The organism is Uliginosibacterium sp. H1, assembly GCF_036017065.1.
Classification (GTDB): Bacteria; Pseudomonadota; Gammaproteobacteria; order Burkholderiales; family Rhodocyclaceae; genus Uliginosibacterium.
In genome coordinates this window covers 88,945-114,199 of the sequence record NZ_JAYXHR010000003.1, presented here as the reverse complement: position 1 = coordinate 114,199, position 25,255 = coordinate 88,945, and the positions used below count along the sequence as shown (strand labels likewise).

At 65.0% G+C, this 25,255-nt stretch carries 21 protein-coding genes; 9 read left to right on the top strand and 12 right to left on the bottom strand.

Annotated features, from left to right (window positions below; all coding sequences use genetic code 11):
• Positions 1 to 134 precede the first annotated feature (134 nt).
• From VVD47_RS17180 to nirD, 4 genes are all read left to right on the top strand, one after another.
• Positions 135 to 1,325 (top strand): glycerophosphodiester phosphodiesterase, encoded by a 1,191-nt coding sequence (locus VVD47_RS17180; RefSeq protein WP_327604739.1) that lies wholly within the window; start codon positions 135 to 137, stop codon positions 1,323 to 1,325.
• Positions 1,326 to 1,918: 593 nt separating this feature from the next.
• Positions 1,919 to 3,133, top strand: a complete 1,215-nt coding sequence (locus tag VVD47_RS17175) for an HNH endonuclease (protein WP_327604738.1) — start codon at positions 1,919 to 1,921, stop codon at positions 3,131 to 3,133.
• Between the two features lie 856 nt (positions 3,134 to 3,989).
• Positions 3,990 to 6,512 (top strand): nitrite reductase large subunit NirB, encoded by a 2,523-nt coding sequence (nirB, locus tag VVD47_RS17170; RefSeq protein ID WP_327604737.1) that lies wholly within the window; start codon positions 3,990 to 3,992, stop codon positions 6,510 to 6,512.
• 20 nt (positions 6,513 to 6,532) lie between these two features.
• Entirely contained in the window at positions 6,533 to 6,874 is a 342-nt protein-coding gene (nirD, locus tag VVD47_RS17165) for a nitrite reductase small subunit NirD (RefSeq protein ID WP_327604736.1), read from the top strand.
• Positions 6,875 to 7,562: 688 nt separating this feature from the next.
• Here the strand turns inward: nirD and VVD47_RS17160 are convergent.
• The 3 genes from VVD47_RS17160 to VVD47_RS17150 form a co-directional block, all read right to left on the bottom strand.
• A complete protein-coding gene (locus VVD47_RS17160; protein ID WP_327604735.1) occupies positions 7,563 to 8,333 on the bottom strand; it encodes a hypothetical protein in 771 nt (256 codons plus the stop codon).
• Between the two features lie 263 nt (positions 8,334 to 8,596).
• Complete coding sequence (locus tag VVD47_RS17155; protein ID WP_327604734.1) at positions 8,597 to 9,184, bottom strand: hypothetical protein; 588 nt, start codon at positions 9,182 to 9,184, stop codon at positions 8,597 to 8,599.
• A 1,204-nt stretch (positions 9,185 to 10,388) separates the two neighbouring features.
• A complete protein-coding gene (locus tag VVD47_RS17150) occupies positions 10,389 to 11,576 on the bottom strand; it encodes a class I SAM-dependent rRNA methyltransferase (protein ID WP_327604733.1) in 1,188 nt (395 codons plus the stop codon).
• Between the two features lie 221 nt (positions 11,577 to 11,797).
• Between VVD47_RS17150 and VVD47_RS17145 the strand changes: the two genes are divergently transcribed.
• Positions 11,798 to 12,313 (top strand): 3'-5' exonuclease, encoded by a 516-nt coding sequence (locus VVD47_RS17145; protein WP_327604732.1) that lies wholly within the window; start codon positions 11,798 to 11,800, stop codon positions 12,311 to 12,313.
• A 33-nt stretch (positions 12,314 to 12,346) separates the two neighbouring features.
• Here the strand turns inward: VVD47_RS17145 and VVD47_RS17140 are convergent, their stop codons facing one another.
• The 7 genes from VVD47_RS17140 to VVD47_RS17110 form a co-directional block, all read right to left on the bottom strand.
• The gene (locus tag VVD47_RS17140; protein WP_327604731.1) at positions 12,347 to 13,297 is read right to left on the bottom strand and encodes a TraB/GumN family protein; all 951 of its coding nucleotides are present in this window, start codon (positions 13,295 to 13,297) and stop codon (positions 12,347 to 12,349) included.
• Positions 13,297 to 14,268, bottom strand: coding sequence for a tyrosine recombinase XerC (gene xerC, locus VVD47_RS17135; RefSeq protein WP_327604730.1), 972 nt, complete (start codon positions 14,266 to 14,268; stop codon positions 13,297 to 13,299). The genes VVD47_RS17140 and xerC overlap by 1 nt, the downstream gene beginning before the upstream one ends.
• Positions 14,269 to 14,275: 7 nt before the next feature.
• The gene (locus tag VVD47_RS17130) at positions 14,276 to 14,926 is read right to left on the bottom strand and encodes a DUF484 family protein (protein WP_327604729.1); all 651 of its coding nucleotides are present in this window, start codon (positions 14,924 to 14,926) and stop codon (positions 14,276 to 14,278) included.
• A 94-nt stretch (positions 14,927 to 15,020) separates the two neighbouring features.
• Positions 15,021 to 15,851: a diaminopimelate epimerase gene (gene dapF, locus VVD47_RS17125; RefSeq protein ID WP_327604728.1), complete on the bottom strand. Its 831-nt coding sequence runs from the start codon at positions 15,849 to 15,851 to the stop codon at positions 15,021 to 15,023.
• A gap of 20 nt (positions 15,852 to 15,871) precedes the next feature.
• Positions 15,872 to 16,831 carry a toll/interleukin-1 receptor domain-containing protein gene (locus VVD47_RS17120; RefSeq protein WP_327604727.1) on the bottom strand — a complete coding sequence of 320 codons (960 nt, stop codon included), beginning with the start codon at positions 16,829 to 16,831 and terminating at the stop codon, positions 15,872 to 15,874.
• A 159-nt stretch (positions 16,832 to 16,990) separates the two neighbouring features.
• A complete protein-coding gene (locus tag VVD47_RS17115; RefSeq protein ID WP_327604726.1) occupies positions 16,991 to 17,875 on the bottom strand; it encodes an LpxL/LpxP family acyltransferase in 885 nt (294 codons plus the stop codon).
• 42 nt (positions 17,876 to 17,917) lie between these two features.
• Positions 17,918 to 18,817: a lysophospholipid acyltransferase family protein gene (locus tag VVD47_RS17110; RefSeq protein ID WP_327604725.1), complete on the bottom strand. Its 900-nt coding sequence runs from the start codon at positions 18,815 to 18,817 to the stop codon at positions 17,918 to 17,920.
• Positions 18,818 to 19,059: 242 nt separating this feature from the next.
• On the opposite strand from VVD47_RS17110, the gene metK reads away from it, so the two are divergent.
• From metK to VVD47_RS17090, 4 genes are all read left to right on the top strand, one after another.
• Positions 19,060 to 20,223, top strand: a complete 1,164-nt coding sequence (gene metK / locus VVD47_RS17105; protein WP_327604724.1) for a methionine adenosyltransferase — start codon at positions 19,060 to 19,062, stop codon at positions 20,221 to 20,223.
• Between the two features lie 234 nt (positions 20,224 to 20,457).
• The gene (locus VVD47_RS17100; RefSeq protein ID WP_327604723.1) at positions 20,458 to 20,925 is read left to right on the top strand and encodes a hypothetical protein; all 468 of its coding nucleotides are present in this window, start codon (positions 20,458 to 20,460) and stop codon (positions 20,923 to 20,925) included.
• Positions 20,926 to 21,076: 151 nt separating this feature from the next.
• Entirely contained in the window at positions 21,077 to 22,090 is a 1,014-nt protein-coding gene (locus tag VVD47_RS17095; protein WP_327604722.1) for a nucleoid-associated protein, read from the top strand.
• 56 nt (positions 22,091 to 22,146) lie between these two features.
• Positions 22,147 to 22,710 (top strand): hypothetical protein, encoded by a 564-nt coding sequence (locus VVD47_RS17090; protein ID WP_327604721.1) that lies wholly within the window; start codon positions 22,147 to 22,149, stop codon positions 22,708 to 22,710.
• A 28-nt stretch (positions 22,711 to 22,738) separates the two neighbouring features.
• Here the strand turns inward: VVD47_RS17090 and asd are convergent, their stop codons facing one another.
• On the bottom strand, positions 22,739 to 23,584 hold the full coding sequence (gene asd / locus VVD47_RS17085; protein ID WP_327604720.1) for an archaetidylserine decarboxylase: 846 nt from the start codon (positions 23,582 to 23,584) through the stop codon (positions 22,739 to 22,741).
• Positions 23,585 to 23,719: 135 nt separating this feature from the next.
• Positions 23,720 to 25,210, bottom strand: a complete 1,491-nt coding sequence (locus VVD47_RS17080; RefSeq protein ID WP_327604719.1) for a C13 family peptidase — start codon at positions 25,208 to 25,210, stop codon at positions 23,720 to 23,722.
• Positions 25,211 to 25,255 lie beyond the last annotated feature (45 nt).

Here is a 25,255-nt window from a genome sequence, read left to right as displayed (position 1 = left end):
GTGCATGCCAGTCACGAGCAGCGTTGATGGCCCCCCTCTCCGCAGTGAATGACGGCGCGCACGCCTGCGTCACGCGGCCGTCAAACTCCCCCGCTACCGTGCAGGCTCTTGTCACCCCACAGGAGCCCCACCCCATGTTCCCCCGCCGCAGTTTCACGCTGAGCCTCGCCCTGCTGGGCGCCATGCTGGCCTTCCCCGCCAGCGCCCACGACCGCGACGACCGCCGCGACGACGATCGCCACCACCACGGCGGCCACGGCCGCGACATTCCGCTGGTCATCGGCCACCGCGGCGCCAGCGGCTACCTGCCGGAACACACGCTGGAGGCCTATGCGCTGGCGATTCAGCAGGGTGCGGACTACATCGAGCCGGACCTGGTCATCACGAAAGACGGCCACCTGATCGCCCGCCACGAGCCCAACCTCATCGCCACCACCGACGTGAAGGACCGCCCCGAATTCGCCAGCCGCCGCCGCGTGATGGTGGTGGACGGCTTCCCCGAGGAAGGCTTCTTCGCCAGCGACTTCACGCTGAAGGAGATCAAGACCCTGCGCGCCGTGCAGGCCTTCGCCGAGCGCCCGCAGCAGTACAACGGCAAGTTCAGGATCCCGACCTTCAAGGAAGTGATCGACCTCGCCAAGAAGGCCCGCCGCGACACCGGCCGCGTCATCGGCATCGCGCCGGAAACCAAGCACCCGACCTACCACCAGCAACTCGGCCTGGCGCTGGAACGTCCGCTGGTGCGCGCGCTGACCGAAGCCGGCTGGAACGACCGCCACGCCCCGGTGTTCATCCAGAGCTTCGAGCAGGGCAACCTCAAGCAACTGAACCGCATGACCCATGTGCGCCTCATCCAGTTGCTGGACGCCAACGATGTGAAGGACGACGGCACGCTGGACTTCACCGCGCCCTACGACCGCCCCTACGACTGGACCGCCTCCGGCGACCCGCGCCTGCTGTCGCGCACCTTCGCCTACCTGACGACGGATGCCGGCCTGCGTGAAGTACGCCAGTACGCCGATGGCATCTCGCCGTGGAAGCGCTACATCGTCGGCACCACGCCGATTGCCGGTTCCACCGCGCCGGGTGAGGCCGCCCGCAAGCTGGTCCCCGCCAACGACCTGATCAAGCGCGCCCACAAGCTCGGCCTCGTCGTGCAGACCTGGACCTTCCGCAACGAAGCCCGCCGCCTGCCCGCCGACTACGGCAACGACCCGGCGAAGGAGTACAAGCAGTTCTACGAACTCGGCATCGACGGCGTGTTCTCGGACTTCCCGGATACGGCGGTGAAGGCGCGCAAGGAGTGGTTGCGCGGTCAGCGCTGAGCGCTGTCATGCAGTAGCAAGAACGACAAGGGCCGCGCGAGCGGCCCTTCTGCATTGTAGGTGCGGCACAACTGCCCAGCCGCCTACCCGTTCAATCCTCACGCTCCATCATTCCCGCACAACCTCACGCACCGTCATTCCTGCGAAAGCAGGAATCCAGTGTCGTTGTCTTTGACTTTTCGTTCTGCCGGCTCCCGCCGCAGGGCCTGTGGTCACCCGTTACGCTTGGCCGGGAGTTCGCCCCGGCGGGCGACATACTCTCTGCTGCGCGGCAGAGAGTATGCAGAGAACGCGCCCCGCTTCCGCCGCCACGCTTCGCGTGGTCCCCTGCGCTGCGCGCCATGACGAGCGGCTGCGGAACTCGCGCTACGCGCTCAGGCAGTCCTCGCCGTCGCGCTACGCGCGATCCCTCGTCACGGCTGTGCTGCTCGGCGGCTGCAGAGGGGGATTGGGCCGTACCAACTTTGCCTGCCGTGCTTCTTCGGAACATCCGGCGCAATGCCCTTCGACTATTGCATCCTAGGCATGAAGCACCAGCTCGGACAGACAATAGACAGGTTGTGTCGGGAATGGACATGCTACGAGTGTTGCCAATGAGCCAACATCAGGCTGCGTTGCGCATGTGCGAGAGGACGAGAAGGGATGCAAGATTGGAAAACCTAAAGTACTGCGCGCTATGTCAGTGCGTGCTGTCCGGAAAAAACCGGACAAAAGAACACATCATCCCGAACTCAATCGGTGGTCGAAAAAAGACCACAGGGTTCATATGTCGAACTTGTAACAGCAAACACGGCGCTAGCTGGGATGCGGAGCTCGCCAGACAATTGAATTGGTTCTCACTTGCCTTAGGAATTAGCAGAGAGTCCGGCACTCCTCCGCCGCGACAACTGGTTCAGACCGTAGAGGGAGAGAAATATTGGCTTCTAGCCGATGGCTCTTTTCAGCCGGAAAAACCGTCGTATGTCGAGGAGGAGTCGGCTGGGACCATCCGCATTAGTCTTACCGCCAACTCACTTTCTGAGGCGACCAGCCGATTGCGAGGCGTTGCTCGGAAGTACCCTGGGTTTGATCTTGAGAAAGCAATTCGCGAGCTGCAAGTGAAAACCGAGTACATGGACTCTCCGCTACATGTCAGCCTATCTCTAGGTGGTCCAGACGCAGGACGTTCCATCATCAAGACGGCTTACGCTTTTGCCTCGGAATGCGGAGTTCCACATGAGGATTGTGAAAAGGCCCTTAGCTTCCTGCAGGATGAAAATCAGCCGATTCCGTACGGATTTGCATACATGTCTGACCTAGTCATTGACCGACCGAAAGACAACGTATTTCACTGTGTCTCGCTGCATGGTGATCCGGCCACGAAGAGACTGTGGTCGTATGTCGAGTACTTCAGTTTCTTCAGGTATGTCGTCATCCTTAGCGACTGCTACAGCGGACCAAGCGTAAACGCGGTCTACTCAATCAACCCGGTTGCTGGCCTCCCTGGTGGTGTCCGTTTGAACACTTCGATCAGCCAAGACGAACTCTCCCTGTTGGTATCAGGCCAAGGGTTCAACCATGAGAACCAACGCGCTGCGGCCGAGCACGTCATTCCAATCGTGCTAGCTCGTGGACGAATGCGTGCGTGGGAACGGATCGTGGATGAAGGGTTAGACCACGCGTGCCGACAGCTAGAAATACGAAAAGATGGAGTCATTTCACAAGAAATGGCGGCAGAGTTCACCACCTACATGATGGAAAAAATCTCCCCTTACCTTGAGCGCTTGGTACGCGGTTCTCGCAGGCGCCAGCCTTCCGAGCTCATGTAGGGTGCAAGAGTCGGAAGTTGTTGCGCCGGACGTTCTGAAGAAGCACGGCAACCAAAGTCTGCACGGCCCCATCCCCTCTGTAGTCGCCGAGCAGCATAGCCGTGACGAGGAATCGCGCGTAGCGCGACGGCGAGGATGTCTGAGCGCAAAGCGCGAGTTCCGCAGCCGCTCGGCATGGCGCGCAGCGCAGGGAACCACGCGTAGCGTGGCGGCGGAAGCGGGGCGCGTTTTTGGGCTACCTTTTGCCGCGCAGCAAAAGGTAGCTCGCCCGCCGGGGCGAACTCCCGGCCAAGCGTAACGAGTGAGCACAGGCCCTGCGGCGGGAGCCGGTAGAACCACGAAGCAAGACAACGACACTGGATTCCCGCCCTTCGACGAGCTCAGGGACCGCGCGGGAATGACGGTGCGTGAGGTGGCATGGGATCAACGTGTCCCGCACGGCCACCATCCCGACCGACGCCCTCGGCGTGGGTGACCCGAACACAACGCAGCCCCCACCCCCGCCCCGCGATGGGGCTCCCGCCGCACCACAACAGCGCGCCCTTCCCCCGCAAACAGCGCCCCGAAGCGGCCCCGACCGCCCGCAAACCAGCGCCCCTCCTGGCGGAATGGGTACTTGGCGAATCCGGCACACCCCTTGCTATATGACTTCCGTCCGCGGTGTCGATGCTGCGGACTGTTTGAGCCTCCGCTGATGACGGCGGAACTCTGACTCGGGTGTCACCGCGTGTGCGCGCCCAGGTGAGGTTCCAACCCATTTTTGTTCACCCCAGTCCGGTGACGGACGTTATCGCGGGTGGGCCGAGGCGCAGTGTCACTGCACAGCCCCATGGCCCCGCGTTGTGCAGGATCAGACATGAATATCATCCTCGTTGGCCACGGCATGGTGGGCCACAAGTTCCTCGAAAGCCTGGCCGAAACCTCCCTGGCCGGGGCCAACGTCACTGTCCTCTGCGAGGAACCCCGCGCGGCCTACGACCGGGTGCATCTCTCCGCATTCTTCAGCGGCAAGACTGCCGATGACCTGTCCCTGGTCGAGCCCGGCTTCTTCGAGCGCACCCGCTTCAACCTGAAACTCAAGTCCCGCGCGGTGTCCATCGACCGCCGCGCCCGCACCGTCACCACCGCCGACGGCGAGACGCTCGCCTACGACAAGCTGGTGATCGCCAGCGGCTCCAACCCCTTCGTGCCGCCGGTGCCGGGGCGTGACCGCGACAACTGCTTCGTCTACCGCACCATTGAGGACCTGGAGGCGATGACCGCAGCCGGTGCCATCTCCAAGAGTGGCGTGGTGGTGGGCGGCGGCCTGCTCGGCCTGGAGTGCGCCAAGGCGCTGCGCGACCTGGGCCTGGAGACGCACGTGGTGGAGTTCGCCCCGCGCCTGATGGCGGTTCAGGTGGACGAAGGCGGCGGCAAGGTGCTGCGCGCGAAGATCGAGGACCTGGGCCTCAAGGTGCATACCAACCGCAACACCACCGAGATCGTCGATGGCGCCACCGCGCGCCACCGCATGGTGTTCGCCGACGGCACCTGGCTGGAGACGGACATGATCGTGTTCTCCGCCGGCATCCGCCCGCGTGACGAACTGGCCCGTCAGTGCGCGCTGGCCACCGGCCCGCGCGGCGGCATCGTCATCGACAGCAACTGCATCACCAGCGACCCGCACATCTACGCCATCGGCGAATGCGCGGCGTGGAACGACCAGACCTTCGGCCTCGTCGCGCCCGGCTACGACATGGCCCGCGTGACGGCCCGCCACTTGGCCGGCGAGACGGACGCGCAGTTCGTCGGCGCCGACATGAGCACCAAGCTGAAGCTGATGGGCGTGGATGTCGCCAGCATCGGCGACGCGCACGGCCGCACGCCGGATTGCCGCAGCTACCAGTTCATCGACGAGCGCAAGCAGGTCTACAAGAAGATCGTCGTCAGCCCGGACGGCAAGCAACTGCTGGGCGCGGTGCTGGTGGGCAATGCCGACGAGTACGGCACGCTGCTGCAGATGGCGCTCAACGGCATCACCCTGCCGGAAGACCCGGAGTTCCTGATCCTGCCGTCCAGCGACGGCAAGGCCAAGCCGGGCCTGGGCGTGGATGCGCTGCCCGACACCGCGCAGATCTGCTCGTGCAACAACGTCACCAAGGGCCAGATCTGCGCCGCGGTGGGCGAAGGCAACTGCACCATCGCGCAGATGAAGTCCTGCACCAAGGCCGGCGCCACCTGCGGCGGCTGCGTGCCGCTGGTCACGCAGGTGATGAAGGCCGAGATGGCCAAGCGCGGCATGGCGGTGAACAACCACATCTGCGAACACTTCCCCTACTCGCGCCAGGAGCTGTACCACCTGATCCGCGTCGGCGAGATCAAGAGCTTCGAGGCGCTGCTGCACACGCATGGCAAAGGCATGGGCTGCGACATCTGCAAGCCGGCCGCGGCGAGCATCTTCGCGTCGTGCTGGAACGAGTTCGTGCTGAAGAAGGACCTCGCTGCCCTGCAGGACAGCAACGACTACTTCCTCGGCAACATCCAGAAGGACGGCACCTACTCCGTGGTGCCGCGCATGCCCGGTGGCGAGGTGACGCCGGACGGCCTCATCGCCGTCGGTCAGGTGGCCAAGAAGTACGGCCTGTACACCAAGATCACCGGTGGCGCGCGGGTCGACATGTTCGGCGCCCGCCTGGAGCAACTACCCAACATCTGGGAAGAACTCATCGCCGCCGGCTTCGAATCCGGCCATGCCTATGGCAAGTCGCTGCGCACCGTAAAGAGCTGCGTCGGCAGCACCTGGTGCCGCTACGGCGTGGATGACAGCGTCGGCCTCGCCGTCGAACTGGAGAACCGCTACAAGGGCCTGCGCGCGCCGCACAAGATCAAGTTCGGCGTATCCGGCTGCACCCGTGAATGCGCCGAAGCGCAGGGCAAGGACGTCGGCGTCATCGCCACCGACAAGGGCTGGAACCTCTACGTCGCCGGCAACGGCGGCATGAAGCCGCGCCACGCCGAGCTGATCGCCAGCGACCTCACCAAGGTCGAGCTGCTCAAGCTGATCGACCGTTTCCTGATGTTCTACGTGCGCACCGCAGACCGCCTGCAACGCACCAGCACCTGGCGCGAGAACCTGGAAGGCGGCCTCGACTACCTGAAGAGTGTGCTCATCAACGACAGCCTGGGCCTGTGCGCCGAGCTGGAGTCGCAGATGCAGGCGGTGGTCGACACCTACCAGTGCGAATGGAAGTCCGCCGTCAATGACCCGGACACCCGCAAGCGCTTCCGCTCCTTCGTGAACAGCGACAAGCCGGACGAGCACGTCATATTCGTGCAGGAACGCGGCCAGATCCGCCCCGCCCGCCCCGAAGAACGCGCCGAAGCCGCCACCCCCGCCTGAACCGTAGCCGGAGAAATCATATGAGTACCGCAACCATGACCTGGACCGACATCTGCGCCGCCGACGACATCATCCCCAACACCGGTGTCTGTGCACTGGTGGAAGGCCGCCACGTCGCCGTCTTCCGCGTCGGCCCCGAGCAGTTCTACGCCATCGACAACGTGGACCCGAAGTCCGGCGCCAGCGTGCTGTCACGCGGCCTGGTCGGCAACCTCGGCGAGAACATCGTCGTCGCCTCGCCGCTGTACAAGAACCACTTTGATCTGCGCACGGGTGCGTGTCTGGAGTTGCCGGAATGCTCGGTAAAGGCGCATGTGGTGGATGTGGAGGGTGGGCGCATCAAGGTGGCGCTCGCGGCTTGAGGGTGTGCATCGCTGATGCGTTGCTGAGGGAGTAACGAAAAGGGCCGCGCAAGCGGCCCTTCTGCATTGTGGGTGCGGTGCAATCACCCGGACGTCATGTCCGCGCAACCCCCGAGCTTCGTTCCCTGAGCCTGTCGAAGGGATCGAAGCGGTCGAAGCCGCTGTAGCCGCTGTAGGGTGGGCTCGGCGAGCCCACGCGCCCTGGCTTGTTCTACCGGCTCCCGCCGCAAGGCCCGTGGTCACCCGTTACGCAGCGCCGGGAGTTCGCCCCGGCGGGCGACATACTCTCTGCTGCGCGGCAGAGAGTATGCAGAGAACGCGCCCCGCTTCCGCCGCCACGCTTCGCGTGGTTCCCTGCGCTGCGCGCCATGACGAGCGGCTGCGGAACTCGCGCTGCGCGCTCAGACATCCTCGCCGTCGCGCTACGCGCGATCCCTCGTCACGGCTGTGCTGCTCGGCGGCTACAGAGGGGATTGGGGTCGTTCCCGATTGGCAGGCAGCACTCTGCAGAGACACCCTCATCCGGCGCAATGCCCTTGGGTTATTGCACCCTACTCGGGCTCGGCTCGATCATTGACTCCCTGGCTCCCGCAGATCAAAGGAGAATCTCTCGCCAGGGACCAGGTTGAAATTGCAGCTTGATGCCTGCAGGCCACCGCTCTTCAGAGCATTTATTGCCTCCCCTTTCTCAGCCAGATCCACAAGCATTCTGCTCTAAGTCTTTCAGATGCGACAGCATGTGTACAAAACCATTGAGAATCTCGTGACTGTCTTCCATTAGTTGGGCCTTGGACGCTTCAACAGATCTGATGTTCAGACGCTGAACTCCGGCATGAGCTGCTTCCGAGTTTCGCAGCCGATTCACTAGATCCATGTGATCCATAGCGCAATGCTCGAACTCACGGCAAAGATGGTATGGATGTGCCAGCGTACCGACCAAAGAGACAAGATGAGGCTTATTGCCGCCTCCCCGTTTGCAGGTGGGGCACGGGGACTCTAACAATGCACCCAACGCCATCCGTTCGTATCGAGACTCGGGGATTTGGGTGCAATAGAGCAGTTGTTTAATCGCCACCTCACACAGCCGGGCAGAGTAGATGAGCAGTTCGTTGTATAGGCGAACTCGTTTAATCTCCGCGTCTACTTCGCTGTGGCCTTGCATTTGGGAGGTTGCGTATTCGTGAGAAGCGTTGATCACTCTGCTCATGAGAAGCGTCAGAGTAACGCCGTTGGCGGTGTATGGATTCGTAAACCCACCCTCCGCTGGAGGCATCAACGTCGGCATGAGTGCCAGCTCTCCAAGTTGCAACATCCACGCCCGCAACTCAGTAGCGAGCGGCAACATATTGACTCCCGCGATCCGCTCGCCTTCCCAGCGGTACGCGTGCGGACGGAAGCTCCAAGGATGGTGAGAGCCATGCCATTGACTCTCTTTAGACTGTGCAATTTCACCGCTCATGGTTACAACTTCCAAATGAGTAGGAACCGCGCCAAGCTAACTAATTGCGATGAGCTTGCGTGGAGCACATAGCTCGCGTGGTCCCCTACACTGCGCGTCATGCCGAGCGGCTCCACAACTCGCCATCGCGCTACGCGCGATTCCTCGTCACGGCTGTGCTGCTCGGCGGCTGGAGAGGGGAGGGGTGGGCCGTGCGTACTTACTGACTTTGCTTTGTATCAGTTCATTGGACGCGTTGCGCTCCACCAACTGCACGCACGGGACTAAATACCGTCGTCGGTTGATTCGGATACGCCAGCCTGTTGTCGCAATTGCCAGAGCTCAGATAGCCTCTGCAAATGCTCATCCGCCAGTTTTCTGGCGGCACCTCGTGAAGCCCCTTGCTGACGATAGGTCTTCACAACAGAGGCGTGATGCATTGCATGCCAATCATTAAGCATTGCCGAGTCAGGAACTTCAACGAGGATCTTTGGTTCGTCCAATCCGTCCAGAACCCGTCTACCAGACTGGAGCGGCTGAAGGTAAAACCCCCTTGCGTGAATGACTCCATCCACGACCCCAGCATGCTTGCTCATGCAAAACCGGATACCGAACTTGGTTGAAACAGGACGTACGCTCTCAATAACCAAGTAGATGTTTTTCTTGCTAAAAATCTTCCTTCCCCACATAACTTTCACATCGCCCGGGGGCGCAGATTTATGCAATAGGACTAGGTCATAAATTTCAGGCCTACTGCTGCAATCAATGATCAATACAGGTATCAATCTTCCATCTGCGACGTCAGGATTTGCAATTGCACCGTCAGAAACGAGGGGAACAAGGATTGATTCATCAAGCTTACCGCGTTGCATTTGATATCTTCTGCAAAAGATACTGCGTTACAGAGGCGCGCTCCCCTGAGGAGCACTCAAAAACCATCTCGTATCTGTCTACGGCCATGGACTGAAGTACCCTCAGCGGAATTCGAAACCCGATCCAACCTGACTCAGTGGTGCGAGCATCAAGATTAATAGGCGCAGCGATGGGCTTTAGATCCCAGTCCGCCTGCAAGTCGAATGGTTCGGGCCTACAAAGTACGCAAACGTCTGATCCGCCCTCCCTCTTCGCATGCACATTGAGCTCCGTGCGCGACACGGACAAGGGGGCGCTACTGGAGTTCGAAACGGAGCACGCAAAAGCTACGATTCGATCACCGTTCTTGCTATCCCAAGAAACTCCATCAATAAGGTATGCATCTAAGCCTGCATGTCGCTCTTGATGGTCCTGTTTCGCCAACTCCAGGGCTTGAACTGCGGTTCGAGAACTTCGCCAAGCGAAAATTGCCGCAACAGTCGCTGCAACAGCGGAAAGAATCGGAATACCGATATCCGTCAGGGACTTCAAGGCTTCCTGCTCGCTCACGTTGTGCAAGCTCCTTTTTTGCAAAGTCTTCAGCGTATCGTAGAGACTTGGAGAGCAACATGCATTAATGCACATTGCATTCTTTCGGAAGCTATTCTCATCTGGCTGCGTAACTCAAAGCGCGATCAATCGAGCCGGCACAGCCCCCTCCCCCTCTGCAGCCGCCGAGCAGCACAGCCGTGACGAGGGATCGCGCGTAGCGCGACGGCGAGGATATCTGAGCGCGCAGCGCGAGTTCCGCAGCCGCTCGGCATGGCGCGCAGCGCAGGGAACCACGCGAAGCGTGGCGGCGGAAGCGGGGCGCGCTTTTGGGTTACCTTTTGCCGCGCAGCAAAAGGTAACTCGCCCGCCGGGGCGAACTCCCGGCCAAGCGCAATGAGTGAGCACAGGCCCTGCCGCGGGAGCCGGTAGAAAAGACCACCCCTCTCCCCAGCCCTCTCCCTCTGAGGGGAGAGGGGGCAACGTCGCTGGATTCACGCCTGCGCGGGAATGACGGTGCGTGAGGTGGTGCGGGAATGAGGAGGTGCGCGGGCCTCGCGAGAGAACCTTCGCTCCCTTGACCCCTTCGACCCCTTCGACAAGCTCAGGGACCGAGGCTCAGAAACCGAAGCTCAGGGGACGAAACTCAGGGAACGCCGCACCGGACAACGGCAGTCACCCCACCTGACAGGCCAGCCCCTTCAGATACTCCCCTTCCGGCACCGCCAACCCGATCGGATGATCCGCTGCCGCCGACAGGCGATGGATGATCCGCGCCTCCACCCCGGCATCGACGGCCGAGCTGGCGACGATGCTCTGGAACAGCTCCTGCCCGATGCCGCCGGAGCATGAATACGTCATCAGGATGCCGCCGGGGTTGAGCAGGCGGAAGCCGAGGATGTTGATGTCGCGGTAGGCACGCGAGGCACGCTGCGCGTGCGCGGCAGACGGGGCGAACTTGGGCGGGTCGAGGATGATGAGGTCGAAGGTCCGGCCCTCGGCACGCAGGCTGCGCAGCGCCTCGAAGACGTCGGCCTCCAGCCACTCGGCGCGACTGGCGTCGAGTGACGGGTTGAGCGCGAGGTTGCGCGCGCCGGTGGCGAGTGCGGGGCCGCTGGAGTCGATAGACAGCACGGAGGCGGCGCCGCCAGCGAGCGCCTGCAGCGAGAAGCCCCCGGTGTAGCAGAAGCAGTTGAGTACGCTGCGGCCGGCGGCGAGCTGGCCGGTGAGCAGGCGGTTGTCGCGCTGGTCGAGGTAGAAGCCGGTCTTGTGGCCGCCGACGACGTCCACCTCCATGCGTACGCCATTCTCGATGATGGTGAGCGGGGACGGCAGCTCGCCATCCAGCAGGCCGCTGGTGGGCTCCAGGCCTTCCAGCTTGCGCACCTCGGAGTCGGAACGCTCGTACACCGCCTCGCAGCCGGTGGCCTGCTTGAGGCCGGCGACGATGGCCTCGCGCCACTTGTCGGCGCCGGCGCTGGTGAGTTGCACCACCACGACCGGGCCGAAGCGGTCGGCGATGACACCGGGCAGGCCATCGGATTCGCCGTGGATCAGGCGCACGCCGTCCTGGCCGCGCAGGTGGGGGTGGGCCTGGCGGCGGGCGACGGATTCGGCGACGCGCTTCTTGAAGAAGGCATGGTCGATGCTTGTATCGGCGTCGAAGCTCCACATGCGGGCGCGGATCTGGGACTCCGGCGACCAGGCGGCGCGGCCCAGCAACTGGCCGTCATGGCTGAGCACTTCCACCGTGTCACCGGGGCGGGCGCGGCCATCCAGCCGGTCTACCGAGCCGGCGAAGATCCACGGATGGCGGCGCAGGACCGGACGTTCCTTGCCGTTTTGAAGATAGAGACGCGCCATGCTGAAACCTGAAGCTGCTATGAAGAAGGAAATGCAGGAAAAACCTGCAAGCGAGGGTTCGTGCGAGGACGGACCCGCGAGGGGCCGAATGCTACCCCTCAACCTCCCCCGCTGACCATGCCGACCCTGCCTGTCCGCGCCGATGCCGCGCTGCAGCGGGCTGTCCGGCCTGTGGCAAACCATAATCGACGCCCACCCCGCCAACCCCCACGATGACTGCCATGCTCAACCATCCGCCCGCCATCATCGACATCGAAGCCTCCGGTTTCGGCCGCGGCAGCTATCCCATCGAGATCGGCGTGGCCCTGCCCGACGGCAGCAGCTTCTGCACCCTGGTGCGGCCGGCGGAGGGCTGGACGCACTGGGATGACGCGGCCATGAAGGTGCATGGCATCCCGCGCGAGACGGTGATGGCGCACGGCCGCGAGGCCCACGAGGTGGCGCGCATGCTCAACGAGCGCCTGCGCGGCCTCACCGTGTATTCGGATGCCTGGTACCACGACTTCGCCTGGCTGAACGTGTTGTACGAGGAAGCGAACAGCGCGCCGAACTTCAAGCTGGACCACCTCGCCCGCCTGCTGGACGAGCCGACCGCCAACCTGTGGAACGACACCCGCGCGGCCATCGAGCGCGAGCAGCAGGTCACCCGCCACCGCGCCAGCGCCGACGCACGCATGCTGCAACTCACCTGGGTGCGCCTGTGCGGGGTCGAGGAACCGAAGCGCGCGGTCGGCTGAGCCCGCGCAGCGCGCGGCAGGCACGCGCCGTCGTCAGGGCCTGGTGGAGCCCATCGGTCGCACCGTGATGCCCTGCTCGGCCAGCAGGGCGGGCATGCTGCCCTCTCCCAGCAGGTGCATGGCACCGACGATCACGAAGGGGCGTTCGCCGCGCTCGACGGCGGCCACGACGCCCTTGGCCATGGTGCGTTCGCGCGCCCGGTAGGTGCCCGCCGGCATGGCCTGCACGAGGCTGGCCAGCTGCTCGGGGTGGGTGGAGAACAGCCTGCACATGGCGTCCAGCACGCGCAGGCGCGGGTCCTGGTCGGCACGCCACACGTAGTTCGGGCTCTGCATGAGGCCGGCAATCGCATCCGCCATGGCCGCGCGCACCTGGCTTTCCTCGTCGGCACGGCGCACCGGGTCCTGCGGCCCGCTTTTCTCGTCGCGCTCGCGGCTGGCCGTGGTTTCCAGCCCGCCCACCTGCACGCTCCTGCCGGCCAGCAGCTTCAGCGCGGTGTTCTCGGAACCGAAGCGCCGCTCCAGACCGCAGTAGCCCGCCAGTTGCACTTCGAACGTGCGCTCGCGGCGCGCCTCGACGATGTCCACTTCCTGGCCCATCACCTCGGTCATCTGCGCCTCGCTCAGCCGTGGCTCCGGCGCGGGGTGGAAGTCCTCGGCCTTCCATTGCGCCATGTCCCAGCGGTCCTCGCTGCCGTCGGTGACTTCGAGGTAGACGTGGCGGGTCTGCGACATGGCGACCAGCGCCTGCTGCGAGAACGCAGGCCGCTCGGCCGAGCCGACATGCACCGAGCCGTACAGCCAGCCCGCCGGCTTGCCTGCGGCATTGTGCATTTCGAAGACCGGCCCGTTGTGTTCCGGCAGTGCCTGGCGGGTGCGTTCCGACAGCGGCACCAGCGCGCAGGCGGACAGCATCAACACGGATAGCGCCAGGGCCGCCGGGCGCAGCGCCCGGCGATGCAGGAGGCCGGGTGCGCGTCGCATCACTTGCCTTTGCGCGCGCGCGGGTGCGCGGCGTCGTACACCTTGGCGAGGTGCTGGAAGTCGAGGTGGGTGTAGACCTGCGTGGTGGCGATGCTGGCGTGGCCGAGCAGCTCCTGCACGGCGCGCAGGTCACCGGACGACTGCAGCACATGACTGGCGAAGCTGTGGCGCAGCATGTGCGGATGCACGTGGATAGGCAGGCCACGCAACTGCGCCCAGCGTGCCAGCCGGTTGCGGATCATCGCGGTGGACAGCCGTCCGCCCCGCTGGCTGACGAACAGCGCCGGCTCGTCGGCCGCTGCGATCTGCACGCGTACGGCCAGCCAGGCCTGCAGGGCCTCGCGCGCCTTGCCACCCACCGGCACGGTGCGCGTCTTGCCGCGCTTGCCGAAGACGGTGACTTCGTCGTCGCGCACGGACAGGGTGCCTTCCAGGTCCAGCGTGCCCAGCTCCGAGAGGCGCAACCCGGAGGAGTAGAACAGCTCGAACATCGCTAGGTCGCGCACTTCCAGCGTGTCCTCCGGTGTGCCGTCCAGCAGGGCGGCGGCCTGGTCCGGCGACAACGCCTTGGGCAGGCGCCTGGGGCCGCGTGGCGCGCGCACGGTCAGCACCGGATTGGCCTCCAGCTTGCCCTCGCGCACCAGCCAGCGGTACAGGCCGCGCCAGGCGGACAGGCGGCGTGCGATGGAGCGTGGCGACAGGCCACCGGCGTGCGAACGCGCGACGAAACGACGTACGTCCTGCAGCTTCAGGCTGGACAAGGGCCGGCCGGCAGCCATATCGACCAGCACGGCAAAGTCGCGCTGGTAGTTGGCGATGGTGTGCGCGCTGCTGCGGCGCTGGAACGCCAGGTAGTCGAGATAGGCCAGGATCTCGGGCGGCAATGTCGGCAAGGGCACCGGCCCATCGGCCGCCGGGATGTCCACTGCGGCCTCGGGCTGGCTGTGCGGGTCGCGCTCCCCGGCCTGCATGGCTGCCTCAGCCGATGTGCTTCAGCAGCGAGGCACCGACCAGCTCGCCGATGCGTTCGACATACAGCGTACCCATCTCCGGGAAGAAGCGCTGCGGGTCTTCACTGCCCAGCGCGAGCATGCCGAAGACCTGTGCATCGCGTCGCAGCGGCACCAGCGACAGCGACTGGATGTGCTTCGACGCCTCGCCGAACCAGGCCAGCACTTCCGGCTGGTTGGCCAGGCCGCAGTACGGGTGGTGCAGGTCGGCGGCGAAGAAGCGGAAGTCCTCGGTGACCTCGATGAACTCCTCGCTGGGTCGCTTGAGGATGCTGTTCCAGATGCGCAGCGCCACGTGCGGCACGGCAAAGTCTTCCAGCAGGTGGCTGTAGAGCGAGCCGGTCACCGTCTCGAAACTCTCGGACTGCAGCAGCGCCAGAGTGAGGCGATGCACCTTCTCGGCAATGACGTCGTTCTCCTCGCCGAAGCCCACCAGCTCGCCGAGCTTGGTCTGCACGGCGGTGAGTTTCTCGCGCAGCGTATGCACCTGGCGCTCGGTCAGCGAGATGGTGCCCCCGGCAGTCGGATGCGGCACCGAGATCTGCGCCAGCAGGTCCGGGTGCTCGGCAAAGAATTCGGGATGGCTGCTGAGGAAGTCGACGACGTCTTGTGCGTTCATTCGGGGGATCCGTGAAATGTGAAAGGTGAAAAGTGAAACGTGGTCCGTGAAGGGCGCGCATCCGCGTTTCACCTTTCACGCTTGACGTTTCACCTCATAGGTCAATCTCGCCTTCGAAGACGCTCACGGCCGGGCCGGTCATCATCACCGGTGCGCCCACGCCGTCCCAGGCGATGGACAGGTCGCCCCCACGCGTCTGCACCCGCACCGGGCTCTGCAGCAGGCTACGGCGGATGCCGGCCACCACGGCGGCGCAGGCACCGGTACCGCAGGCCAGCGTCTCGCCGGCGCCACGTTCATACACGCGCAGGCGGATGGTGTGCGCATCGACAACCTGCATGAAGCCGGCATTGACGCGTGCAGGAAAGCGCGGATGCGATTCGATGACGGGGCCTTGCGTCTCGACGGCGGCGGTATCGACGTCGGCAACCACCTGCACGGCGTGCGGATTGCCCATCGACACCGCGGTGATGCTGACCGTGTCGGCACCGACCTGCAGCGGTTGCTCGACGGCATCCGTATTCGACTGGAAAGGAATGCGCGCCGGCTCGAACACCGGCACGCCCATGTCCACCGTCACCAGGCCGCCTTCCACCACGCGCGGCGTGATGAGGCCGGACTTCGTTTCGACGCGGATCTCGGTCTTGTCGGTGAGGCCGTGATCGATCACGTAGCGCACGAAACAGCGCGCGCCGTTGCCGCACTGCTCCACCTCGCTGCCGTCGTTGTTGAAGATGCGGTAGCGGAAGTCCACGCCCGCCGTCTCGGACTTCTCGACGATGAGGATCTGGTCGGCGCCGACGCCGAAACGGCGGTCACCCAGGCGCGCGGCGAGTTGCGGGGTCATGGCGATGGGCTGGCGCACGGCGTCGATGACGACGAAGTCGTTGCCCAGGCCCTGCATCTTGGTGAATTGCAGCTTCATGGCCGCCATTATCGCCCCATTCAGGGGCTGGCGCGATCCGCTCCGGCCGCCGGTTCCGTCACGCGGCGGGCCTCGAACTCGATCGGCGGATTGCTGCTGTGGCCACCGGTCGTGACCAGCCGCATGCGCAGGCGCTCGCCGCGTCGATCCTGGGGGCCCTGCCCATCCTGAATCTCCCCTGCCTGCACCCACTCCGCCGAATAGCGGTGGGTCAGCGTCTTTTCCGATTCGCCGACCCGCTCCAGAGAATGGGTTTCGAAATGCAGATTGTCGCCCTCGATACGCAGCGCCTCGATGGCGCGCGGATAGCGCAGGAAGCTGGCGGTGCCGGTCAGCTCGCCAGCGTGGCGTTTGAACTCGAAGCGCTCGTCGTAGCGGTCGCCCCAGGCGTAGCGCACATTGCCCTGCCAGGTGCCCAGGACACGCTCTGCAAGGGTCGGTGCGGCCGGCCGGCTCCACCACCACGCCGCACCGCCGGCAACGGCCAGCGCGACGACCGCTGCCAGCAGGGTCACGACCCCGCGCCGCCGCGGCGGGCTCAGGCTGGCAAGCAGGCGCACGAAATCGTCGTGCCAGCCCGCGTCGCTGAGCACGAAGGCATTGCGACGGGCCAGCGGCTTGAGGGGTTCCGGCAGATCGGATTCGGAGGGCATCGTCGCGCCGGCCAGCAGCACGGGGATGACACGCAGCGGTGCGCCGAGCGCGGCCACCGCCTCCATGCGCACGAAGTCGCCCGCGTCGTCGATGCGCCGTCGTCCATCCGCCAGCCGGCCGGCCCAGCGCGGGCCGATGAGCACCAGCACCGTGTCCGCGCCCTTGAGGCGCTGGCGGATCGCCGCGACGAAATCGTCGCCGGGAGCGATGTCCTGCACGTCGCGGAACACCGCATCGCGGCCAAGCGCCCCTTCGAGTGCGTCCTCGAGGCGACCGGCATAGCCGCCGGTGTCGTCACGTCGATAGGAGATGAAGATCCGCGTCACGCCAGCCTCTCGGTCCGTAAGCAGTTGCACGCCATCGCGCCGTCCGCAGCGATCCACACCTGCCTGCCGGCATTTCCTGCATCGTAGAGGACGAAGCCCTCTTTGGCACGCACCGGTACGCAGGGGGCGCCTTACGGGCGGCGGGGAAGGACGGAGCGCTCAGTAGAGACCCGGCTCGCCGGGCGGCCGCGTCTTGAAGCGGCGATGCACCCAGTAGTACTGCTCCGGCATGGTCCGCACGCGGCTCTCCAGCCAGGCGTTCATGCGGCGGGTGTCGGCCTCGACGTCGTCGGTCGGGAAGTCCTCCCAGGGTGGCTCCATGCGCACCACGTAGCCCTCACCGCCGGGCAGGATCTCGTTGACCACCGGGATGACCTTGGCCCTGGCCAGTCGCGCCAGGCGCGACAGGCCCGTGATGGTGGCGGCCTGCACCCCGAAGAAAGGCACGAACACCGCGTCGCTGGGGCCGAAATCGAGGTCCGGCAGGTAGAAGAACGGCTTGCCTTTCTTCATGGCCTTGACCGCGCCGCGCAGCCCTTCCTGGCGCGACAGCAGCAAGGCGCCGTTGAAGCGCGAGCGGCCGCGCAGCAACATCTTGTCCAGCACCTTGCTGCGCTGGTGCGAATACATGCTGCAGGCCTCGAACTCCACGGCGACCCCCATGCCGCCTGCATCCAGGCCGATGAAGTGCGGCACCAGCAGGATGACCGGATGCCCTTCCGCGAGTGCATCACGCATGTGCTCAAAGCCCTCGCGCCGGATCAGGCCGCGCAGACGCTCCTCGGAAGCCCACCACAGCACGCCACGCTCCAGGTAGGAGCGCGTCACCAGGCGGATATGCCGGCGCGCCAGCGCCTTGCGCTCGCGTTCGTCCAGCTCGGGAAAGCACAGGCGCAGATTGGTCAGGACCACCCGCCTGCGCGGCACCACCAGGTAGTACAGCAACGAGCCCAGGGCATTGCCGATCCAGGCCTGGACGGAAAGCGGCAGCCAGTGCAGCAGCCAGATGAAGCCCAGGACCAGGCGGATGAAGAATTCGCTCATCGGGGAAGGAGGAAGAAGGTGGGCGCGTGGAGAAAGGCGGCTTCAGGCATCGGCAGAAACTACGGCCCCGGGTGGCGGCACACCCGCCGGGCGCTTGTAGCGGTTGTAGCTCCACAGGTACTGGTCCGGACACTCGCGGATCAGGGCCTCCAGCTCGGCATTGATCTGCGCCACCCGCTGCTCGGGTGTGCCGGACAGCGGCCGGCCCAGATCGCGGATGACCAGCCGGTAGCGGGCACCCGGCAGGCGCGCAGCATACGCCATGAAGACGTGAACATCCTTCACTTCGGCCATGCGCGCAGCCAGCGTCATGCTGTAGGCCGGGCGGCCGAAGAACGGTGCCCACACCCCCTCGCCGAACTGCGGCACCTGGTCCGGCAGCATGCCCACCGCCTCGCCCCGCTTCAATGCCTTCAGCATCTGGCGGACCCCGCTTGCATCGGCCGGCGCCGCCTTCATGAGGCCGCGCAGCCGGCCCGACTCCATGATCGGCGCCAGAACGTCCAGCTTCGGGCGGCGGTACAGCACGGTGATCGGATAGCGCGTGCCGTAGTGCTGGGCGGCCGCCTCGAAGCACCCCAGGTGCGGCGTCAGCAACAGGATGGCACGACCCTCGGCGCGCACCGCCTCGACCCGCTCGTACCCCTCCTGCTCGGTCACGCGGGCCGCCACGTCCTCGATCGGCCGCGACCACAACCATGGCAGCTCCAGCAGCGCACGGCCCGCATCCACGGTCGCCCGCCGCGCCAGGCCCGACGGAACGCCCTGGGGAAAGGCGAGTGCCAGATTCTCCAGCGTCCGCTTGCGCAGGCCGGGCGACAGCCACCATGCCAGCCAGCCCACCCCTGCCCCCAGCAGGTGGAGCAGACGCAAGGGAAGGCAACGCAGCACGGCAAAGACGGCAGGGATCAGCGATGACATGGATTGGCGCGCAGTGTGCAACAGGGGCGTGGCCGGGCAGGCCCGGAAGGGTGGATTCCGTCGCCGCGGGTTTTCAGTATGCGGACAACGGGTATAATTCTCGCGTCGCCGAGTTAAACAGACAACTTGCAGGGCGACGTCGGTTCCGGGATTTCGTCATCCCCCAGGGCCGCAAAAATACTGCTAAAGCGTCGCCCGCTCGCAAAACCCCGGAGTCGGCCTCGCGCCACCAACCGGGGTTTTTTGTTTTGGGAGCAGGCTCAATGGCCGAATACCTCTTCTCTTCCGAGTCGGTCTCGGAAGGCCATCCGGACAAGGTCGCCGACCAGATTTCCGATTCCATCCTCGACGCCATCCTGGCCGTCGACCCGCGCGGCCGCGTGGCCTGCGAGACGCTGGTCTCCACCGGCCTGGTGGTGATCTCGGGCGAAATCACCACCAGCGGCCACATCAACTACCGCGAGATCGCGCAGGACACCGTGCGCCGCATCGGCTACGACAGCTCGGACATCGGCTTCGACTACAAGAGCTGCGCGATCCTGACCGCCATCAACCGCCAGTCGCAGGACATCGCGCAAGGCGTGAACGAGGGCGAAGGCCTGGACCTGGAACAGGGCGCCGGCGACCAGGGCCTGATGTTCGGCTACGCCTGCAATGAAACCCCCAGCCTGATGCCGCTGCCGATCTACTACGCGCACCGCATCATGCAGCGCCAGGCGGAAGTACGTAAGGACGGCCGCCTGCCCTGGCTGCGCCCGGACGCCAAGAGCCAGCTGACGGTGAAGTACGTCGACGGCAAGCCGGTCGGCATCGACACCGTGGTGGTGTCCACCCAGCACAGCCCGGACGTGTCGCACGCCCAGCTGTCGGAAGCCGTCATCGAGGAGATCATCAAGCCAGTGCTGCCGAAGGAATTGCTCGGCGACAAGGTGAAGTACCTGATCAACCCGACCGGCCGCTTCGTCGTCGGCGGCCCGCACGGTGACTGCGGCCTGACCGGCCGCAAGATCATCGTCGACACCTACGGCGGCATGGGCCGTCACGGTGGCGGCGCCTTCTCCGGCAAGGACCCGTCCAAGGTCGACCGTTCCGCCGCCTACGCCGGCCGCTACGTGGCGAAAAACATCGTCGCTGCCGGCCTGGCCGAGCGCATCGAAGTGCAGGTCGCCTATGCCATCGGCGTGGCCCGCCCGGTCTCGCTGAACGTCAACACCTTCGGCACCGGCAAGGTCAGCGACGACAAGATCGTGGCGCTCATCGAGCAGCACTTCGACCTGCGTCCGAAGGGCATCATCCAGTCGCTCAACCTGCTGCGCCCCATCTACACCAAGACCGCCGCCTACGGCCACTTCGGCCGCGACGAGCCGGAATTCACGTGGGAGAGTACGGACAAGGCAGCTGCGTTGCGTGCGGATGCCGGCCTGTAAGCACCTGCTCACCGGCAGTTGAAGAACGGGGCGCTCCGGCGCCCCGTTTTCTTTTGTCACTCGCTGGCGAGGCCGCTGAACGTCGTGGTCGAACGACGGTCAGACCGATGCGGACCATGTCCGCATCAGGCACAGCGGCATGATTCACCCTGAGTGATTCACCGCGCGTCACCCATAATGAGAAACCGCGAGGCAGTTCTTCGCCACGACACGTCGCCATAACAAGGAGGAATCATGCAGATCCGCACCCTGGTCCTGTTGGTTGCAGTGCTGTGCAGTCTGGTGTTCATCTTCCTCAACTGGGGCGCCATCTCCGCGCCGGGGCCGCTCAATCTCGGCGTCGTGGTCGTCCAGGCCCCGCTGGGGCTTGTACTGCTCGGCATCCTGACAGTGCTCAGTGCGCTGTTCATGGGCGTCATCACCCATCTGCAAACCACCCTCCTGGTCGAATCACGCCGTCATACCAAGGAACTCGAAGCCCAGCGCACGCTCGCCAACAGCGCCGAGGCCTCGCGCTTCACCGAGCTGCGCCAGTACCTGGAAGCCGCCACCCTGGCAAACATCGAGCGGCAGGCGCGGCACGAAGCCGCAGTGCGCGCTGCGGTGGAGGAAACCGGCAATGTCGTGGCCGCGCACCTCGGCGAACTCGAAGACCGGCTGGAGCGCGCCGGCCTGCGCGGGATTCCGGAAGGCCGCGCCTGACGGCATCACGCGAGCTGTAAGCGCGCAACTCCCGCGATACCCCGCACACCATGCAGGGCCGCCCTGCATGGCTTGATCCATCCTGCCTCCCCGGCCGCCCGTCGCATGCGAGAATCCGCGCCTGCCTCGCTGCCCCATCTGCCGTGCGTCCATGAACAGCCCCGAAACGCCCAACCGCATCACCGCCCTCGTCATCCACAGGCTCGACAAGGAGGCCCACGGCGAAGCCGGCATCACGCTGCGCGAAGCACCCTGTGCCATCACGCCGGCCGCCCAGCGACTGGTGGAAACCCTCTGCCTGTCCTACGGGAACCGCCTGGGCAAGGGCTACGGCAAGTTCGAGAGCGACGAAGCGGATTTCCCGCTCCCGGTCTGGCTGCATCAGTACCTGGTGGAACGCAGCCTGGGTTTCGCCGAGCTCGGCTGCCGCATGATGGAGGAGTTGCGCAAACGCGCCGCCGCCGAATCGCTGGCCACTGGCGGCTACGTGCTGATCGCACACGTACAGGACCGCGGCTCCGATTGCCTGTTCGTCGCCATCGTCAGCGAGACCACCGGCACCGCCATCGCCAACGGGCTGGAGATCACCGACAGCCTGCACCTGGACCTGGAGAAGCTGCGCGTCGCCGGTCGCATCGACCTCACTTCATGGCAGAACGGCGCCGAGCGCTACATCAGCTTCCTGAAGGGCCGCGCCGAAGTAGCGCAGTACTTCAAGCTGTTCCTCGGCTGCAACGATGTCGTCATCGCACTGAAGGAAACGCAGAAGCTGGTACAGGGGCTGAACCAGTTCGCAGACGCCCACAAGCTGGAAGGCGAGGCCCGCGACCAGATGATGGAGCGCGCCCACCTGTGCCTGGACGAACTCGGCGAAGCCGGCATGCCGCTGGCGCTCGACGACATGGTGCGCCGGGTCTGGCCGGACGAACCGGAACGCCTGCAGCGCAGCCTGGACCGCGAAGACATGCAGCTCGCCACCGGCTTCGTCCCCGACCGCCGCGCCATCCGCCCCCTGGTGCGCTTCCGCGCCGCCAGCCCGCAGTGGAAGCTGGAGTTCGACCGCAGCAGCCTGAGATCAGGAGCGGTGATGTATGACCGTCAGAATGACCGACTGATTCTCACGGAGATTCCGGCGAGCCTGAAGCAGGCGTTGCTTGAAGAATAGATAGCGACGCTGCAAGCGAGCAGCTTTTAAGCCAAACCATTCGCAAAATCTCATCCATGAAGAACATTCGTAGTGCTGCGCTCGTGCTGCTGACCGCTCTCATCTTATCGGCATGTAGCGCTTACAACGTCCGACTTGAATCGCTGGCGAAACCCGCGAATCCTGCTGATCTTGTCACGGTGAAGGGGTTCAAGTATTACGACAACGGTTTCGCCCTTGAATCGGGCGTCTACGTGATCGAGTACGAAAACGAGGACGGGCGCTTTTATCGTGGCCCAGATCTGGCCGTTCAAATTCCTGCTGCAGCCAACTTCAACAAGGAGCGCTTTCCCGATAGCAAATTCCCGGGAGGCCTGTTTGTACCCAAATCGAACGACATCAAGGCTTATCGGGCTTACTTCTATATGTTCAACCTAGGGGGCTCCCTTGATCCTCATCTCGGGGAGCACGCAAGGAGCATTGCCTCAAATATTGCGCCCCCTACCTCAACCGCCTCCGGTATAGGAACCGGTGTCGGAGAAGGTATCGTAGCTGCGATGGTTCACAGGGATGTCGGCCAGATCCGCGTCCTGCCGCCCATCGAAGATGTCGACATCAGATTGCATGTGAGCCGCCCATAGGCGGGGCGCTGATCAACGTGATTTCACCTTAGCGCTGTACCGCCATCACCTCACCCAACCTGATCCCTCGCGCCGGCGCCCAATCCGCATTGAACGTCAGCGGTCCCTTCGGGAACAGCATCACCACCGTCGACCCCAGCAGGAAGCGGCCCATTTCCTCGCCCTGCTTCAGCACGATCTGCTGGCTGTCGTAGCGCCATTCGCGCACCTGCTTCACGCGCGGCGGGTTGACCACGCCGTGCCACACGGTGGCCATGCTGCCGACGATGGTGGCGCCGACCAGCACCAGCACGAAGGGGCCATGGGCGGTGTCGAACACGCAGACCACGCGCTCGTTGCGGGCGAAGAGTCCTGGCACGCCGCGGGCGGTGGTGGGGTTCACCGAGAACAGCGGGCCGGGCACGTGGATCATGCGCAGCAGGCGGCCCTCGCAGGGCATGTGGATGCGGTGGTAGTCGCGCGGGCTGAGATACAGGGTGGCGAAGTGGCCATCCTGGAATTTCGCGGCGAGTTGCGCATCGCCGCCGACCAGTGTGGTGGTGCTGTAGCGATGACCCTTGGCCTGGAATATCTGGTCGCGCTCGATGGCGCCGAACTGGCTGATCGCACCATCCACCGGACAGATGAAATCGGCATCCGCCAGCGGGCGCGCACCGGGTTTCAGCGCACGCGTGAAGAACTCGTTGAAGCTCGGGTAGCTGGCGATGTCCGGGTTGGCGGCTTCGCTCATGTCCACGCCATAGCGGCCGACGAACCAGCGGATGACACTGGTGGTGAGCGCGCCCGCCTGCTTGCTGGCGAGCTTCCCCATCAACGCGGTGAGCGCCTGCTTGGGCAGCAGGTATTGCGGCAGGACGGCGAGGCGGTCGGACACGGGAAGCACCTGGGCAAGGGGAACGGGCGCCATTGTATCGGCAGCCGGCCTGCCGACCGATCAGACTTTACCTACCCGCGCGGGCCGGTACGCGGGAGGTTCCGGCATTCCCGCCGGCGGCCGGCGCACTGGCGATCACTTCCCGGCAGCGCCCGTCGAAAGACCTTGCTCGACCGCGGCCAGGGGCTTGCGCACGGCATCGCCGACGCTGATCTGCGGCTCCGACGGCTCCAGCCCCTCCGCCGCCTCCTGCTTCGCGACGTCCTCGCGTGCGATGTCGAAAGCCTGCTCCACCGAGAAGGTCTTCTGCAGCGCGTTGTCGAAAAGCGCGCGGCCGAAGAAGGTCCAGTCGTTCTCGTGCGCGCAGCCATGCGAATTGCGGTCTGCCCGCGCGGCCGAGATGACCAGGCTGTCGGGGCTGGACAGCGGCGGCACGAAGCCGCCGGAATAGCAGGCCGATACGATCAGCACGCGGTAGCGGATGCCGGCGTCGTCCAGTGCCTTGCGCAGCACCTCCGGGCTCAACTCGTGCAGGCGGTAGGGCCACAGCGACAGGTCGAAACGGAAATCCGCCGCACCGTGCGAGGTCATGAACAGGAACAGCACGTCCTCGTCGCGGTTCATGCGTTCGCCGATGGTCTTCAGTGCGCGCTGCAGGGCGGTGACCGTGGCAAAGGGATGGATGTCCGTCGTGGCCGGGTTGTTCACCAGCAGCACACTGCGCTGGCCGGTGCCGAAGCGTTCGGCAAACAGCCGGTCCACGCTTTCCACCTCGCGCATGAACACGTCCTGGCCGCCGTGACCGGCGAGACCGACGAAGAAGTACTCCGGCACCCCGGGCGTTCCGGGAGCCACCTTCGACAGCACCTGGTCAAGCAAGAGGTTCTGGCGATACAGCACGCTCTCGTCGACCACCGCCTCGCGCCTGGCCAGCACCTCCGGATCTTCCTCGTAGCGGGCCACCCACAACTGCGGCGGCTGGCCGACCAGGAAGGCCGGCAACACCAGCAGCACCGGCACCGCCAGCAGCACCAGGCGACGCGGCACCTGCAGGTCGCAGATCCGCGCCAGCGCCACCATGGTGGCCACGCACAACCACACCAGCGGCGACCACCACAGCAGCTGCGCACCCTGCTCGCCCAGCGCCTGCCACCACTGCGGCGGCAGGAAGCCCAGCCCCTCCCACACGACGCCGGCAACCAGTTGCAGCGCCAGCACGGCGATGGCGGCTGCCAGCGTGCGTGACGCATCGCCCGCCACATTGGCCACCAGCCATGCGCACAGCAGCACCCACGGCAAGCCGTAGAACTCGTACGGCACGGCCGAGGGATTGAACTGACCGTCCAGGCCGACGCGCACCAGGTCGCTGCCGAGACTCAGCAACAAGCCGAGTACCACCAGCCAGACGAGCTGCGGCACGGAGACCTGCAGGGCAGCGATGGCGCCGCGCTGAAACAGCGCGAGCCGCAGGCCCGCCCAGACGTTGCCGAAGCCCGTGGCCAGCACGTGCGTCAGCGCATGCTGGGGAGCCGGGGCAAAGCGGGGGGAAGCGGGTGCGAGCGCTTCGGCAGCGCCGGTTCCTGTGTCGGCAGCGTGGAATGCGGCGTCGGGGGTGTCGTGATTCATGCGCAAAGGCATCGCAGCGAAAGAAAAGCGGTGTCCATGATACTT

Excerpts from the sequence above, each read along its gene's own strand:
- VVD47_RS17155 (WP_327604734.1), bottom strand. The coding sequence starts at position 9,184 with ATGCAACGCGGTAAGCTTGATGAATCAATCCTTGTTCCCCTCGTTTCT.
- VVD47_RS17100 (WP_327604723.1), top strand. The coding sequence starts at position 20,458 with ATGCAGATCCGCACCCTGGTCCTGTTGGTTGCAGTGCTGTGCAGTCTG.
- dapF (WP_327604728.1), bottom strand. The coding sequence starts at position 15,851 with ATGAAGCTGCAATTCACCAAGATGCAGGGCCTGGGCAACGACTTCGTC.
- VVD47_RS17160 (WP_327604735.1), bottom strand. The coding sequence starts at position 8,333 with ATGAGCGGTGAAATTGCACAGTCTAAAGAGAGTCAATGGCATGGCTCT.
- VVD47_RS17090 (WP_327604721.1), top strand. The coding sequence starts at position 22,147 with ATGAAGAACATTCGTAGTGCTGCGCTCGTGCTGCTGACCGCTCTCATC.
- VVD47_RS17145 (WP_327604732.1), top strand. The coding sequence starts at position 11,798 with ATGCTCAACCATCCGCCCGCCATCATCGACATCGAAGCCTCCGGTTTC.
- metK (WP_327604724.1), top strand. The coding sequence starts at position 19,060 with ATGGCCGAATACCTCTTCTCTTCCGAGTCGGTCTCGGAAGGCCATCCG.
- nirD (WP_327604736.1), top strand. The coding sequence starts at position 6,533 with ATGAGTACCGCAACCATGACCTGGACCGACATCTGCGCCGCCGACGAC.
- xerC (WP_327604730.1), bottom strand. The coding sequence starts at position 14,268 with ATGCAGGCCGGGGAGCGCGACCCGCACAGCCAGCCCGAGGCCGCAGTG.
- VVD47_RS17095 (WP_327604722.1), top strand. The coding sequence starts at position 21,077 with ATGAACAGCCCCGAAACGCCCAACCGCATCACCGCCCTCGTCATCCAC.
- VVD47_RS17175 (WP_327604738.1), top strand. The coding sequence starts at position 1,919 with ATGAGCCAACATCAGGCTGCGTTGCGCATGTGCGAGAGGACGAGAAGG.
- VVD47_RS17130 (WP_327604729.1), bottom strand. The coding sequence starts at position 14,926 with ATGAACGCACAAGACGTCGTCGACTTCCTCAGCAGCCATCCCGAATTC.
- VVD47_RS17180 (WP_327604739.1), top strand. The coding sequence starts at position 135 with ATGTTCCCCCGCCGCAGTTTCACGCTGAGCCTCGCCCTGCTGGGCGCC.
- nirB (WP_327604737.1), top strand. The coding sequence starts at position 3,990 with ATGAATATCATCCTCGTTGGCCACGGCATGGTGGGCCACAAGTTCCTC.
- VVD47_RS17150 (WP_327604733.1), bottom strand. The coding sequence starts at position 11,576 with ATGGCGCGTCTCTATCTTCAAAACGGCAAGGAACGTCCGGTCCTGCGC.
- VVD47_RS17140 (WP_327604731.1), bottom strand. The coding sequence starts at position 13,297 with ATGCGACGCGCACCCGGCCTCCTGCATCGCCGGGCGCTGCGCCCGGCG.
- VVD47_RS17115 (WP_327604726.1), bottom strand. The coding sequence starts at position 17,875 with ATGAGCGAATTCTTCATCCGCCTGGTCCTGGGCTTCATCTGGCTGCTG.
- VVD47_RS17080 (WP_327604719.1), bottom strand. The coding sequence starts at position 25,210 with ATGAATCACGACACCCCCGACGCCGCATTCCACGCTGCCGACACAGGA.